Raw genomic sequence first — 14,105 nt, 5'->3', positions numbered from 1 at the left:
AAATTAAAATTGAATTAGACGTGAACAATTTTGCACTGCATCCGCAAGTTCACCTAGTCCAACTAGCTCGAAACCCTGTGCTAGATTGTGATGTTGAAGTGAATGGCGTTGTGCATTGCTCGCATCAGTGATACCCCGAGCAAGGGCAGCACTGACACAGACAGGGAGTCGAATGCCGAGTTTTTGCCATTCTAGTTTTAGATTGCGTTGATCATCAGGAACCCACTGTAAGTCGTTCGCAACTTGAACTCCGTCTTGGTAGAAAAAGACACGCAATTCTTCATGCTTATTTTGTAATGCTTCGGCTAAACCATACGCATGCCAAGCCATAACTGAAGTAGGTGCAGAAGTAATTAGCAGTAGTGTACTCATTGAATATTCACTATGGTCATATAGGCGAAATGAAGGTGGGCATAATTAAAAAGAAGGTAATTATACAATGATTTTGGTCACAGGTGGTTTAGGCTTTATCGGTTCACACATTGCTTTGAGTTTATTGGCTCAGGGGAAAGAAATAGTTATTGTTGATAATTTAGCTAATTCTACCTTACAGACCTTAGAGCGTTTGGAATATATATCAGGAATGTATGTTCCATTTGTAAAGTTGGATGTACGTAATACCCCAGCGCTAAATAAAGTATTTGAGCAGTATTCAATCGATACGGTTATTCACACTGCAAGTTTTAAATCTCTCGAAGAATCTGCTTTGAAACCGCTTGAGTACTATAACGATAACGTCAGTTGTATCATGAGTTTATTGCGTGCTATGCAGCGGATGGGTGTTAGGCAGTTGTTGAATTTATCTAGTTTAGCTGTTTATGGAAAGTCTGATCCTAAGCTATCTGAAGAAACAGAATTTAATTATCGTTCTGCAAATCCTTATATTCGAACCCAACAAATCGTTGAAGATATCATTGCTGATACTTATAAAGTTGATCACGAATGGAAAATTGTGAATTTTCGTCTATCCAACATCGTAGGGGCTTTCGAGCATGGTGTGTTGGGAGAGTATGTCACCCAACTGCCTAAAAATATTGTTCCACTCGCTTTGCAAGTTGCAGCGATGCAAAGAGATTGTATTGAGTTGCAAAATCAAGCAGAAACAGAAGACAGAACGGTAGAACGTAGTTTCTTACATGTGTTGGATGTATGTGAAGTGGTATTAATAACGATGAATTGGTTGGACACGCAAAACAATTGTTTAGAGTCTTTCAACATTGCCCATTCGCAGTTGACTTCTATTCAAAGCTTATTAGATGAAATCGCTAAAGTGACTCAGGCTGAGATTCGTGTACAACCCGCAGTTTATCAAAATCAAGAGCTGGCTCAATTAGGCGCAAATATTGATAAGGTGAAAAACATATTGAATTGGGAGCCGAAACGTTCTTTAACTCAAATGCTTGAAGATGAGTGGCGATTTTATCTGAATACCTTGAAGGGTGGTTAGCTTAATGATTCTTATTTACATCAACGGACTGTTTGATGATAATGAGGCGGGTTGTCGTTTATATAGATAATCTACGACTTAGCTAGCCAAAGCATCAATTTGCTTCAGCCCGTGAGAATTTTAATCAAATAGATCAGAGGTTGATGATATGCAAATGCGAATTGAACACGACACCATGGGCGAAATTGAAGTTCCTAATGAAGCCTTATGGGGTGCGCAAACGCAAAGAAGTTTACAGAACTTTAAAATTGGCCAAGAGCGCTTGCCTCGTGCGATGATACGTGCAATGGGCTTGGTCAAAAAGGCAGCCGCAATTACTAATGCTGAGCTGAAACAACTTCCTCAAGATCTAAGCGAATATATTGTCGGCGCTGCTGAAGAAGTGATTGCTGGAAAATGGGATGCACAGTTTCCTTTGGTGGTTTGGCAAACAGGCTCAGGTACTCAAAGCAATATGAATTGTAATGAAGTCATTGCCAATATAGCCAATCAGAAATTGGGACAAGCACTCGGAGCGCAAAAACCGGTACATCCAAATGATCACGTTAATCGTGCTCAATCCACCAATGATTCTTTTCCCACTGCGATTCATGTTGCAGCATGTCTTCAAATCAATGAATTACTTATTCCAGCTGTCGAAAAACTCAAAATCACTTTACAACGTAAATCAGACGAGTTTGGTGATATCGTTAAAATAGGTCGTACACATTTACAAGATGCGACACCACTGACTTTAGGACAAGAGTTTAGTGGTTATGTTTCACAATTAGAGCATGGCGTGAAGCGTCTAAATCAAGCACTCGCAGGTTTATATGAATTACCTTTGGGGGGGACGGCTGTCGGTACAGGTTTAAATGCCCACCCTGATTATGCAGTCAAAGCAGCAGAACAGTTGTCTGTGCTTACTGGACTTCCATTTATCACTGCGCCGAATAAATTTGAAGCTTTAGCTGGACGTGATGCAGCAGTATTTGCTTCGGGTGCATTAAAAACATTGGCTGTGAGTTTAAATAAAATTGCCAATGATATTCGTTGGTTGGCGAGTGGTCCTCGTTGTGGCTTTGGTGAGATTCGTATTCCAGAGAATGAACCTGGCTCAAGCATTATGCCGGGTAAAGTCAACCCAACACAGAGTGAAGCAATGACCATGGTGGTTGCTCAAGTCTTGGGTAACGATACGACTATCAATGTGGCAGGTGCATCTGGGAACTTTGAATTGAATGTATTTATGCCCGTGATTGCCTATAACTTATTGCAGTCGATTCAGTTGCTTGGAGATGCATGTAATAGTTTTAACGATCACTGTGCGGTGGGTATTGAACCAAATCGTGAGAAAATTGACCACTTCTTACATAATTCTTTAATGCTAGTCACTGCATTGAATCCAGTGATTGGTTATGAAAACTCAGCCAAAGTTGCCAAAACAGCCTATAAAGAAGATAAAACCTTAAAACAGGTAGCAGTTGAATTAGGTTTGGTCACCGCTGAGCAATTTGATGAGGTTGTGAAGCCTGAAAATATGGTATCGCCGAACAGTAAGTCGTGATTTTATCTTAATTGTACGTCCTCTCATTTATGGGAGGACTTTTTTATGAGTGGTTTTTACAAAGTGAACTGCGTACAATATTGGTTTGATTGACTAGACCATTGTTTTACTATGCTTAATATTTATTTAACAGATACTCAAACTCATATTCAATATTCTGGTCTGTCTCATGAAAACCCTGTTAAATTTCTGTTGAATTTAAAGAAAATATTTCCAAGCACTGTTGATTTATTATTGCCAGTATTGCCTGATGATAACGACTTAGAAAATTTAACATGGGAAGCCAATTCAAAAGATTTTGAAATTTTTAAAAAGTTATTGGAAGGTTGGGGTGTCATTGAATTGCGCTTAAGTGCAATTACAACATATAAAGATAAAGATTTTGCAAATGATCTGGTAAAAAAGGCCCAAACTCAACGTAAACGGATTGCACAAAAACAAACTCAACTGTCATTGCTTGCGTTGGACTATGTGTTGATGCATGAAATTCATTCGTTGATCGATGCAGAGCTGGTAACGATTGGGGAAAAGTTCTATTTACCTACATTGCGCGAGCAATGGAAAGGTCAATTTTCAGAGCAAATCTTGCAAGGTAAATTTTAATGACAGAAAGCAGACTTAGGGTCTGCTTTTTTATTGATATATAACACTCACTGACATAAAATTTTCATCTACAAACAATTACAAGATTTTAGTGTCTGAATTTTTAAGCGGCATATATATTGCTTGTAGGGATATAAATATTATTGCGGGAGAGAAGTTCTTCAATGAACTCGCCGAAGGAGCAACGACCCCGGAAACTCTCAGGCAGAAGGACTGTAATAATAGACATACAATCTGGAGAGCAGTGCTCAATTTGTAGAAACATATACTTAAATTTATTTCTTCTACGAGAAACACTCACCGAAGGGGAAGGCTCAATGATTAATTGGTAATCATCTGCCAAAACTCTCAGGTACCATGACAGATGGGGCTACGCATTAAGAAATGTTATGCATTTCTAGGAGTTTGCTATGCCACATGTTGTTGTAATTGGTGCGGGGATTACGGGTGTAACGTCTGCTTATGAGTTAATTAAGTTAGGTTATGAGGTGACGGTGATAGATCGTCACTTATTTCCAGCAATGGAAACATCGTTTGCCAATGGTGGACAATTGTCCGCCTGTAATGCTGAAGTATGGAATCAAAAAGCAACCGTGCTCAAAGGTATGAAATGGATGGGGAAAAAAGATGCACCATTATTGCTCAACCCATCTTTTAGTGCGCACAAATATCGTTGGTTAATTGAGTTTTTAACCCACATCAAAAATTATAAAGCGAATACGATTGAGACTGTGCGTTTAGCGTTGTTGGCGAGACAGCGTTTATTTGAAATTGCAGAGAAAGAGAACATTTCTTTTGATTTGGAAAAACGTGGTATTTTGCATATGTACCATACCAAAGAAGACTTTGAAATCGCAAAAAAAGTGAATGATGTGCTAGTCGAAGGGAAACTGGAACGTAATGCGATCACACCTGAAGAAATGAAGGCGATTGAACCCAATTTAACAGGTACATATTTTGGTGGATATTACACTTCTGGAGATGCAACAGGAGATATTCATAAATATTCTGTGGGTTTAGCAAGAAAAACACAAGAGTATGGTGCGAAATATCGTTTTGGTCTGGATGTGGTTGATGTTCAATGTTTGCAAGATAAAGTGATCGTTAAGTGTAAAAACAGTTCGGAAAATACGCAACCTGACTCAGAACAGATCACTGAAATCGAAGCAGATTTGATTGTGGTGTGTGGTGGTGTCGGTAGCTATCAATTGGCCGATATGCTTGGAGATACGATTAATGTTTATCCTGTAAAAGGTTATTCAATTACAGTGCAGCTGCAAGACGAACGTAGTGTAAACAATGCACCTTGGGTCAGCTTATTGGATGAAAGTGCAAAAATTGTGACTTCGCGATTGGGTGCTGATCGTTTTCGTGTTGCTGGAACAGCAGAGTTCAATGGTTATAACCGTGATATCCGTGCTGATCGTATCCAACCGTTAATTAATTGGGTCAATCAAAATTTTGATATTTCAACTGAGCATGTGGTGCCTTGGGCAGGTTTACGTCCGATGATGCCAAATATGTTGCCAGCAGTGAGACAGGGGAAACAATCACGCGTGTTTTACAATACGGGGCATGGTCATTTAGGCTGGACATTATCTGCCGCTACAGCGGTCTTAATTAGCCAAGAAATTGCTCAAAAGTTTCCAAACTAAGTAACTAGAAAGCCGATGGAGACATCGGCTTTCCATTTAATAAGTTGATGTATCAATCATACAAACGATAAATGCCTGCAAAGCGTTCGCAACCTTTTTGTTCAGTTTTTATCACCAATAAAGCTTTCTGAAAATCAAATTGATATTGGCACATCTTTTCGTTGTCGGTAATCTGATTTTTCTCATTTGGCGTACTATAAGCAAGCAATGATACTGTTTGTGTTTCCAAACGGTTGTTAGGACTTCGATAAGCGATCCCTTCAATTTTAAGTCTATCTTTGTCGAGCTGGTGAATCTGTAAATGAACAGGTTGCGCTGCAAGTTTGCCATGTTCGTATTTTAAATAGTGCTGTGTAAGCGTTTGATTCATTGAAGTATAAAAATTCAAATCATCAAAACGCGCATCGAACTGCTGTTGAAAACATGCTTTCGATTTACATTTTCGTATTTGGCCTAACCATAACTTTTGAGTATCGTGTAAAAGTTGTAGAGGGGCATCAGTGACCAGATAAGCAGTTAAAAATTTATCATTGAGTTTTTGTCGTTGCTCTTGATATTGCTGTGAACATACGATTTTGAGATCAGCGTTGCTGATAGAGCAATTGATCGATTCGGCGAATGTATATGTTGAGCAGAAACAACCCAATGTGATGATATAACCTGCTTTCTTTAATTGATTTCTTACAATGTTCAACAGCATAATCACTTATACTTTCAGTCTAATTTGCTCAACGTACTATAGCGAAATAGAAAGCCTGAATACAAGATTTGTTCAGTATATTGTAAAAAGGAAAATCATATGGTTGCTCAAATTCGTATTGGACAAGGGATTGATGTACATGCTTTTGAAGAAGGTGATTTTGTGACCTTGGCAGGTGTTCAAATTCCTCATACACACGGTTTAAAAGCACATTCAGATGGTGATGTGGTCTTACATGCTCTAAGCGATGCCTTATTGGGGGCTTTGGCTTTAGGCGATATTGGACAGCATTTCCCTGACACTGATCCTGAATATAAAGGTGCCGATAGCCGTGTACTGCTTAAGCATGTTTATCAGCTGATTTTAGATCGTGGTTATCATTTAAATAATGCTGATATCACAGTCGCTTGTGAGCGACCAAAACTGGCTAAATATAATCTAGAAATGCGTCAAAGTATTGCTGATGTGCTCGATGTAGAGATCACTCAAGTCAGTATTAAAGCGACAACTACAGAAAAACTTGGTTTTACTGGTCGTCAAGAAGGAATCTTGGCGACTGCGACTGTATTGATTTCACATCAAGCAAAATGATCTGTATTAATTAATGCTTGCTGTAGTTCTTGGGTTGCTTTACGGCCTTGAAGTTGTAAAGCAATACTATGGATTAAACCGGTCCAAGTCTCGTTCGGTTCCCAAATCTGGTGTAACAGCTCTTGGGCAGCGGGGAGGTCAATATTCATATAGAATTGGCGATATAAATACATCAGGCTGCTCACACGCATATTTTTAGCACAGTGCAACCAAACCACTTCATTCTGTACCAGATGATCAATGAGATCTAAAACAAAAAGGCATTGTTCTGAACAAGGCATATCCCAATCAATAGGAATATGAATGTAATTTAAACCAAGGTCCAAGCAAATTTGATCTTGCTTAGGGAGGTGGTTCTCTGATTTGCTAGTTGCGAGATTAATGACTGTACTACAACCATACTCTTTGATCTGCTGTAATTGTTCTGCAGTTGGTTGAGCTGAGCTAAATAAATGCTCATGCACCACGGAGAAACTTGGTATTTCAGATAAAGCTTGCTCAAGTGTTGTCATAAGATCCGCTGTGTCGTCATTGAAGTTTTCTTATAAAGAGAAACTTAATCTAAAGGGCATGGATTACTATAAGTGTTTTTATTTAAGTGTTCAATTTATAAGGCTCAAATAAAAATATAAGACGCAAAAAAACAGCATCAAATGATGCTGTTTTTATTTTACCATTTAGTCTTTTTTGAGATTCTCGTTTAGTAAGAATTCCATCAATGCTTTTTGAGCATGTAAACGGTTTTCTGCTTCATCCCAGACAACGGCATTTTTATGATCAAGCATATTTTCAGAAATTTCTTCACCACGATGTGCTGGCAAACAATGCATAAATAAGCAATCAGGGTGAGCCAAGTCCATGAGTTTTTCATTGACTTGAAAATCAGCAAACGCTTGCTCACGAAGTTTTTGCTCTTCTTCTTGGCCCATGCTTGCCCAAACATCGGTCACGATCAAGTCGGCATTGACGGCTGCATCTTCAGCTTTATTGAAAACCTCAACACAATCTGCAAATTCGGCTAAAAATTTCGCTTGTGGTTCATAGCCTTCAGGTGCGGCAATTTTTAGTTTAAAGCCCATCATATGTGCTGCTTCAATATATGAGTTACACATATTGTTGCCATCACCAATCCAAGCAACTGTTTTACCTTCGATACTACCGCGGTGTTCTTGATAGGTTTGTAGGTCAGCAAGCAATTGGCAAGGGTGATGGTCATCAGTGAGACCATTGATGACAGGAACTTTTGAGTAAGAAGCAAAACGTTCGACAATGTCATGACCAAAAGTACGGATCATGACGATATCAAGCATGCTTGATATCACACGAGCGGAATCTTCAATCGGTTCACCACGACCCAATTGGGTGTCGCGTGGAGATAAAAAGATAGCACTACCACCAAACTGGTCGATACCAGCTTCAAAAGAAATACGTGTACGTGTACTCGATTTCTCAAAAATCATTCCCAAAACTTTACCAACAAAAGGTTGATATACCGTATTGCTATGTTGCATACGCTTAAGTTCATGCGCGCGATCTAAAATGCGTTGCAGTTCCAAAGAAGATAGGTCACGTAAAGTTAGAAAATGCCGAAGCGCCATAGTTACTCCCACAATAATTATTGAATAAAAACAATAACTAATTGCTCTTTATTGGGTGGTGAATAAAAAAGAATTGACTACTATACTATAGGTCTAAAAAAATGCAAAAGAATTAGACCTTTTGATGAGCCTTTAAGAAGAGCTCTACAGAATAATCAATATAATCAAATATTTCATTATCATCTTCTGGGATGTTTAATCCCATTAAAATACGCCACTCGACATCGCGTAAGATTCCGAAATACATCGTGGCAGAAAAATGGGGGTGTGAACAAAAAATCTCATTGTTTGAATGTGCATGTTCGAGTGCAAAAGCGATGGTATTTTGAATGTTGGAGGCACATTTATCATAAAAATAATTCGCTAACTGCGCATCTTTTTGGGTTTGTTCGGTGAACATGCGCATAAAAGCAATATTTTCGGGAAGAATAATATGTTTGTAAAAACGCTGGAGTGTTTTGTTTAGATAATTTCTTAAACTAATCTGTTCCGAGGTATACGGTAAGCAAACCCCATTAAAAAAAACTTCACGTCTGTAATCACAAATAGCGGTAAAAAGCCCTTCTTTGTTTCCAAAATACTTATAAATAGATGTCTTGGAACCACCCGCATGATTGACAATATCATCCAAAGAAACAGCATCATACCCTTTTTCAAGAAACAAATCGGTAGCACAGAGTAATAAGGCTAAACGACGTTCTTGACCACGACGGGTTTGAGGTTGTTCACAGCTTGGGTAACAAATATCAGTCATTGTTTTCCATACTTATATGCAGGGTAATACTCATTATAGCAAAAACCATATGCATTGTATGGTCATCTGTTTTGGGTATGACTTAACACCGCTTGTAGCGCAAAAAAGCGAGTACATAGGTGACTCGCTTTTTTGCTAGAAAGTTTTAACGGCTAAGCTGGGCGGGTTTCGTCTTCTTCGTCTTCCTCTGTTGAATCCATTCCTAGTTCTTTGAGTTTACGGGTGAGTGTATTGCGTCCCCAACCTAAAAGCTCAGCAGCATGGCGTTTACGACCACGTGTTTGTTGTAAAGCAGCAGTGATCAGGGTGCGTTCAAACATCGGTGTGGCAATATCAAGAATCTTCATTTCACCATTTTTGAGTTTTTGAATCGCCCATTGAGCCAATAATTCATCCCAATGATGAACAGTCATTCGATCCACTAACATTGGATTAGCAATGGATGACGTTGTAGGTGTTGTATCACTTGATATTTTTTGTACAGAGACTTGTTTGAGTTCCGCAGGAAGGTCTTCTGGATAAACTTCACGACCTGTGATCATGACGGTAAGCCAGCGACAAGTATTTTCTAACTGACGTACATTTCCTGGCCAAGGTAACTGTTGCATATAGTCAGTTGTTTCGGTGCGTAAGATTTTTGGGCTTACGCCTAATTCTTTGCCTGCGCGTGCTAAGAAGTGTTGCGCCAGCATAGGAATATCTTCGCTACGATGTGCAAGTTTTGGAATGTGAATGCGAATGACATTAAGTCGGTGATATAAATCTTCACGGAAGCGGCCTTCATTGACCAGCTTTTCCAAATCTTGATGGGTTGCAGCAACAATCCGGACATCAACTTTGACCGGTATATGTCCGCCAACGCGATAAAACTCTCCATCTGCTAAGACACGAAGTAAACGAGTTTGTGTTTCAAATGGCATGTCACCAATTTCATCAAGAAATAGTGTTCCGCCATTGGCTTGTTCAAAACGTCCTTGATGTTGAGTGTTGGCGCCTGTAAATGCACCCTTTTCATGTCCAAATAACTCAGTTTCAATCAAGTCTTTTGGGATTGCAGCCATGTTAAGGGCAATAAATGGTTTAGCACGACGTGGTGAGTGTTTATGCAAAGCGTGAGCAACAAGTTCCTTACCTGTTCCTGATTCACCATTAATTAAAACGGTAATGTGTGATTGTGATAGACGCCCAATCGCACGGAATACTTCCTGCATGGCAGGTGATTCGCCAATGATTTCAGTTGACTGAATAGGCGCCGCTGCTGCGGTTTTAGTTGCTTCTTGCTGTTGTAATTTATTGATATGCAAAATAGCACGATTGACCAGTGCTAATGCTTCATCTATATCAAAAGGTTTTGGTAAATATTCAAAAGCACCAGTTTGATAGCTAGATACCGCTGATTCTAGATCAGAGTGAGCGGTCATGATGATCACAGGTAGGTCGGGATGAGTGTTTTTAACTTTAGATAGAAAAGTTAAACCATCAATACCTGGCATGCGAATATCCGTCAGAATGACATCTGGTGCATCATCATGTAGGCGTTCCAGCGCTGTTTGTGCCTCTTCAAAATTGGTAACGTCAAAACCTTCTTCTTTAAAAGTTTTTTCGAGTACCCAACGCATGGCACGATCGTCATCTATTACCCAAATTTTATTTCGTGACACGGTCTGACTCCCAAGGTAAATATAAGCTAAATACGGTTTTTCCAGAAACGGATTGACACTCGATCATTCCGTTATGTTGATGCATGATGTTTTGTGCAATGCTAAGGCCTAGTCCTGTACCTTTAGCTCGTCCAGTGACGAGAGGGTAAAATACAGATTCTAAAATACTTTCAGGTACACCAGGTCCGTTGTCTTCAATATCAATACGAACGGTTGAGCGATGAAGAGAACCATTAATGGTGACTAAGCGTTGTATACGGGTTCGTAAAATAAGTTCAGGTTCTGACTCAACAAAAAAATCTTTATTTTCGGTCATGGCTTGTACGGCATTTACACTTATATTGAGCATGACTTGAATAAGTTGATCGCGATCCGCCATGACATCGGGGAGTGAAAGGTCATAGTCACGTGTGATTTTAATCTTCTTTTTGGTTTGATTCGTGATTAATGATCTAACACGCTCTAATGGCTCATGCACATTGACATGTTCATAGCTAGGCAATTGGCGTGAACCTAGCATGGTGTCCGCTAAATTGGTAAGTCGATCGACTTCACTAATAATAATATCTGTAAATTCGCCATAGCGATCATCATTTAAGCTGCGTGCGAGTAGTTGGGTGGCTCCCCGGATCCCCGCTAAAGGATTTTTGATTTCATGTGCAACACCACGAACCAATTGACGCGCGACTTGATGTTGTTGAACTAAATTTTCCTCTTTGGAAATCTTCAACATGCGATCAATAGGGTTGAGTTCGATGAGTAATAATGGAGAATTGTTTTTACCCATATTAAGCTGTGAAACTGTGTAATCAACGTGAATTGATTTAAAACTCACATTGATGACAGCTTCACGACGTGTGTAATGCTGTCCGCTTTTTAATGTCTTTAATAAGGCTTGATGTGTATTAAATGAGTCATCATGAGCGTGTAGCAAGTTCAACACAGGTTGTCTTGAGGCGCGAAACAGACTGATATCAAATAATGCTTCACAAGCAGAATTCAAATAAAAAATATTAAGGTTACTATCGACCAATAAAATGGCAGTTGTCAGATTATCTACTAAGAGTCGATAGTCGATAGTGGTGTTTTGATCCATTTGTGAATCGTCCTGTTTTAAAATGGCGCAATAAATATCAATTTGAATGAATAGCCATTAACTTCTTAAATGTATTTAATGCAAAATGCACGCCAACTTTGTATTTGCTAAATTTCAATAGTTTATTCATGAAGTGATCTATTTATACGGTATTTTTCACATACATGGGTTTAAATCAATATCTTATCATGTTCCAAAATGGTGCAATGTTAGATTTTATTTAAAAGATTGGTTGTATTTTGGTGCATTACACAAAGAGATGTTTTTGCAGCTATGCGTAAGCCAAGAAAAGTCATACAATACGCCGATTCAAGTGGAGCGCAGATTCATGAAGACCCCCAAAGTCGGTTTTGTATCTTTAGGTTGTCCTAAGGCATTGGTAGATTCTGAACGAATTTTAACTCAGTTAAAGACTGAAGGTTATCAAGTTGCATCAGATTATGACGGTGCAGATTTGGTTGTTGTTAATACCTGTGGTTTTATTGAATCTGCAGTACAAGAGTCTTTAGACGCGATTGGCGAAGCCATGAGCGAAAACGGTCGAGTTATCGTAACAGGTTGTTTAGGCAAAGACGAAGATAAAATTCGCCAAATGCACCCAAATGTTCTCAAAGTAACAGGTGCGGCAGCATACCAAGATGTTATGGAGGCAGTACATGAATATGTACCAGCACCACCAAAGCACAATCCATTTATCGATTTGGTTCCAGAGCAAGGTGTTCGTTTAACACCAAAGCATTATGCCTATTTAAAAATATCGGAAGGCTGCAACCATCGTTGTACATTCTGTATCATCCCAAGTATGCGTGGAGATCTCGTTTCTCGTCCTGTTGGTTCGGTCTTGGAAGAAGCGGCTGCATTGAAACGTGCAGGGGTAAAAGAAGTCTTGGTGATTTCTCAAGATACGTCTGCTTATGGATTAGATACTAAATATAAGCTGGACTTTTGGAATGGTCAGCCTGTAAAAACCAAATTCTATGATATGTGTGAAGCACTCGGTCAGCTCGGTGTTTGGGTTCGCTTACATTATGTATATCCATATCCACATGTTGATGCTGTTATTGACCTTATGGCTCAAGGCAAAATTTTGCCATATTTAGATATTCCTTTTCAGCATGCCAGCCCACGCATCCTAAAATTGATGAAGCGACCAGCGCATAGTGAAAACACTTTAGAGCGCCTAAAGTTGTGGCGTGAAAAATGCCCTGATTTGGTGATTCGTTCAACTTTTGTGGTTGGTTTTCCAGGTGAAACCGAAGAAGACTTCCAAACTTTGTTAGATTGGTTGAAAGAAGCTCAACTTGATCGTGTAGGTTGCTTCACATATTCACCTGTAGAGGGTGCAACAGCCAATGATCTTCCAGATCATGTTCCTGAAGAAATTAAGCAACAACGTTATGAACGTTTTATGGAAGTTCAGCAAGAAATTTCCGCTGCAAAATTACAAAAACGTATTGGCCAAACGATGACCGTGCTTGTTGATCATTTAGAAGACGAGTTTCCAGTCGCTGTTGCACGTTCATATGCAGATGCACCAGAAATCGATGGCAATGTTTTCGTTGAAGATATTGATAAAAGCATGATTAAAGCAGGGGCTTTGCTTGAAGTCGAAATTACCGATGCAGATGAATATGATTTATTTGCAAAGTTGATTCAGATTAAATCTGCTTGATGTTGAATTAAATTTAAGAATTTTGAGATTGTTCGGTTTGGAGTAAAAGTATGTCAACTTCTAAAAATCCGCGTTATGCACGTATCTTGCTTAAGCTTTCTGGTGAAGCTTTAGCTGGAAATAAAGATATGGGTATTGATGCCCAAGTACTTGATCAAATGTCATTGTCGATTGCGCACTTAGTTGGTTTAGGTGTGCAGGTGGGTATCGTGGTTGGTGGTGGTAACTTATATCGCGGTAGCCAATTACAAAAAGATGGTTTGGTCGGTCGCGTAACGGGTGACCAAATGGGAATGTTGGCAACAGTAATGAACGGTTTGGCAATGCGTGATGCATTAGTGCGCCGTAATATTAAAACTCGCTTAATGTCTGCATTACAGATTGGTACAGTGGTTGAGTCATACTCTAGTCGTGATGCAATTCGTTATCTAAGCCAAGGCGAGGTGTGTGTGTTTGTTGCAGGTACAGGCAACCCATTTTTTACAACGGATACGGCAGCTTGTTTGCGTGGTATTGAGATCGAATCGAACTTAATCCTGAAAGCAACAAAGGTGGACGGGGTTTATAATAAAGATCCAAGTAAATATGATGATGCGGTTAAATATGATCACTTAACTTTCGATCAAGTACTTGATGAGAAATTGGGTGTTATGGATTTGACAGCGATCTGTTTGTGTCGTGACCACAATGTTCCACTCCAAGTATTCGATATGAATAAATCTGGTGCATTACTTTCGGTCGTAATGGGTGAAAAAGAAGGTACTCACGTCACCAACTAATAT

The 14,105-nt window shown here is 39.3% G+C and carries 14 protein-coding genes and 2 riboswitches; of the genes, 7 read left to right on the top strand and 7 right to left on the bottom strand.

Annotated features, from left to right (window positions below):
* Positions 1–3: 3 nt before the first annotated feature.
* The gene (tusD, locus tag EXE30_RS05690) at positions 4–372 is read right to left on the bottom strand and encodes a sulfurtransferase complex subunit TusD (RefSeq protein WP_130161572.1); all 369 of its coding nucleotides are present in this window, start codon (positions 370–372) and stop codon (positions 4–6) included.
* A gap of 67 nt (positions 373–439) precedes the next feature.
* Here tusD and EXE30_RS05685 point away from each other — a divergent pair, with 67 nt between their 5' ends.
* The 4 genes from EXE30_RS05685 to EXE30_RS05670 all read left to right on the top strand — a co-directional run bounded on the left by EXE30_RS05685 (position 440) and on the right by EXE30_RS05670 (position 5,251).
* Positions 440–1,447, top strand: a complete 1,008-nt coding sequence (locus EXE30_RS05685) for an SDR family NAD(P)-dependent oxidoreductase (protein ID WP_130161571.1) — start codon at positions 440–442, stop codon at positions 1,445–1,447.
* Between the two features lie 148 nt (positions 1,448–1,595).
* Positions 1,596–2,993 (top strand): class II fumarate hydratase, encoded by a 1,398-nt coding sequence (gene fumC, locus EXE30_RS05680; RefSeq protein ID WP_130161570.1) that lies wholly within the window; start codon positions 1,596–1,598, stop codon positions 2,991–2,993.
* Between the two features lie 111 nt (positions 2,994–3,104).
* The gene (locus EXE30_RS05675; protein WP_130161569.1) at positions 3,105–3,596 is read left to right on the top strand and encodes a hypothetical protein; all 492 of its coding nucleotides are present in this window, start codon (positions 3,105–3,107) and stop codon (positions 3,594–3,596) included.
* Positions 3,597–3,732: 136 nt separating this feature from the next.
* A riboswitch (glycine riboswitch) is annotated at positions 3,733–3,822 on the top strand.
* Position 3,823: 1 nt separating this feature from the next.
* A riboswitch (glycine riboswitch) is annotated at positions 3,824–3,970 on the top strand.
* A gap of 36 nt (positions 3,971–4,006) precedes the next feature.
* On the top strand, positions 4,007–5,251 hold the full coding sequence (locus EXE30_RS05670; RefSeq protein ID WP_130161568.1) for a D-amino acid dehydrogenase: 1,245 nt from the start codon (positions 4,007–4,009) through the stop codon (positions 5,249–5,251).
* Between the two features lie 52 nt (positions 5,252–5,303).
* On the opposite strand, the gene EXE30_RS05665 is transcribed toward EXE30_RS05670, so the two are convergent.
* On the bottom strand, positions 5,304–5,951 hold the full coding sequence (locus EXE30_RS05665; protein WP_130161567.1) for an A1S_1983 family putative colistin resistance protein: 648 nt from the start codon (positions 5,949–5,951) through the stop codon (positions 5,304–5,306).
* Positions 5,952–6,050: 99 nt separating this feature from the next.
* Here EXE30_RS05665 and ispF point away from each other — a divergent pair, with 99 nt between their 5' ends.
* The gene (gene ispF, locus EXE30_RS05660; protein WP_130161566.1) at positions 6,051–6,542 is read left to right on the top strand and encodes a 2-C-methyl-D-erythritol 2,4-cyclodiphosphate synthase; all 492 of its coding nucleotides are present in this window, start codon (positions 6,051–6,053) and stop codon (positions 6,540–6,542) included.
* Here ispF and EXE30_RS05655 read toward each other — a convergent pair.
* From EXE30_RS05655 to glnL, 5 genes are all read right to left on the bottom strand, one after another.
* Positions 6,530–7,054, bottom strand: a complete 525-nt coding sequence (locus EXE30_RS05655; protein ID WP_130161565.1) for a protein tyrosine phosphatase family protein — start codon at positions 7,052–7,054, stop codon at positions 6,530–6,532. The two genes, ispF and EXE30_RS05655, sit on opposite strands and share 13 nt — an antisense overlap.
* Positions 7,055–7,219: 165 nt before the next feature.
* Positions 7,220–8,140 carry an ornithine carbamoyltransferase gene (gene argF / locus EXE30_RS05650; RefSeq protein ID WP_130161564.1) on the bottom strand — a complete coding sequence of 307 codons (921 nt, stop codon included), beginning with the start codon at positions 8,138–8,140 and terminating at the stop codon, positions 7,220–7,222.
* 112 nt (positions 8,141–8,252) lie between these two features.
* Positions 8,253–8,894 (bottom strand): TetR/AcrR family transcriptional regulator, encoded by a 642-nt coding sequence (locus tag EXE30_RS05645; protein WP_130161563.1) that lies wholly within the window; start codon positions 8,892–8,894, stop codon positions 8,253–8,255.
* Positions 8,895–9,046: 152 nt separating this feature from the next.
* A complete protein-coding gene (glnG, locus tag EXE30_RS05640) occupies positions 9,047–10,555 on the bottom strand; it encodes a nitrogen regulation protein NR(I) (protein ID WP_130161562.1) in 1,509 nt (502 codons plus the stop codon).
* Positions 10,542–11,651: a nitrogen regulation protein NR(II) gene (gene glnL / locus EXE30_RS05635; protein ID WP_130161561.1), complete on the bottom strand. Its 1,110-nt coding sequence runs from the start codon at positions 11,649–11,651 to the stop codon at positions 10,542–10,544. The genes glnG and glnL overlap by 14 nt, the downstream gene beginning before the upstream one ends.
* Positions 11,652–11,979: 328 nt before the next feature.
* On the opposite strand from glnL, the gene rimO reads away from it, so the two are divergent.
* Together rimO and pyrH are read left to right on the top strand one after the other, a co-directional pair.
* Entirely contained in the window at positions 11,980–13,323 is a 1,344-nt protein-coding gene (gene rimO, locus EXE30_RS05630; RefSeq protein ID WP_130161560.1) for a 30S ribosomal protein S12 methylthiotransferase RimO, read from the top strand.
* A 50-nt stretch (positions 13,324–13,373) separates the two neighbouring features.
* On the top strand, positions 13,374–14,102 hold the full coding sequence (gene pyrH, locus EXE30_RS05625) for a UMP kinase (protein ID WP_004670966.1): 729 nt from the start codon (positions 13,374–13,376) through the stop codon (positions 14,100–14,102).
* Positions 14,103–14,105: the final 3 nt, after the last annotated feature.

Source organism: Acinetobacter halotolerans (assembly GCF_004208515.1).
GTDB lineage: Bacteria > Pseudomonadota > Gammaproteobacteria > Pseudomonadales > Moraxellaceae > Acinetobacter > Acinetobacter halotolerans.
This window is presented reverse-complemented; position numbering and strand designations above follow the sequence as displayed.

Excerpts from the sequence above, each read along its gene's own strand:
- rimO (WP_130161560.1), top strand. The coding sequence starts at position 11,980 with ATGAAGACCCCCAAAGTCGGTTTTGTATCTTTAGGTTGTCCTAAGGCA.
- pyrH (WP_004670966.1), top strand. The coding sequence starts at position 13,374 with ATGTCAACTTCTAAAAATCCGCGTTATGCACGTATCTTGCTTAAGCTT.
- EXE30_RS05685 (WP_130161571.1), top strand. The coding sequence starts at position 440 with ATGATTTTGGTCACAGGTGGTTTAGGCTTTATCGGTTCACACATTGCT.
- EXE30_RS05665 (WP_130161567.1), bottom strand. The coding sequence starts at position 5,951 with ATGCTGTTGAACATTGTAAGAAATCAATTAAAGAAAGCAGGTTATATC.
- tusD (WP_130161572.1), bottom strand. The coding sequence starts at position 372 with ATGAGTACACTACTGCTAATTACTTCTGCACCTACTTCAGTTATGGCT.
- glnL (WP_130161561.1), bottom strand. The coding sequence starts at position 11,651 with ATGGATCAAAACACCACTATCGACTATCGACTCTTAGTAGATAATCTG.
- argF (WP_130161564.1), bottom strand. The coding sequence starts at position 8,140 with ATGGCGCTTCGGCATTTTCTAACTTTACGTGACCTATCTTCTTTGGAA.
- EXE30_RS05655 (WP_130161565.1), bottom strand. The coding sequence starts at position 7,054 with ATGACAACACTTGAGCAAGCTTTATCTGAAATACCAAGTTTCTCCGTG.
- EXE30_RS05675 (WP_130161569.1), top strand. The coding sequence starts at position 3,105 with ATGCTTAATATTTATTTAACAGATACTCAAACTCATATTCAATATTCT.
- fumC (WP_130161570.1), top strand. The coding sequence starts at position 1,596 with ATGCAAATGCGAATTGAACACGACACCATGGGCGAAATTGAAGTTCCT.
- EXE30_RS05645 (WP_130161563.1), bottom strand. The coding sequence starts at position 8,894 with ATGACTGATATTTGTTACCCAAGCTGTGAACAACCTCAAACCCGTCGT.
- ispF (WP_130161566.1), top strand. The coding sequence starts at position 6,051 with ATGGTTGCTCAAATTCGTATTGGACAAGGGATTGATGTACATGCTTTT.
- EXE30_RS05670 (WP_130161568.1), top strand. The coding sequence starts at position 4,007 with ATGCCACATGTTGTTGTAATTGGTGCGGGGATTACGGGTGTAACGTCT.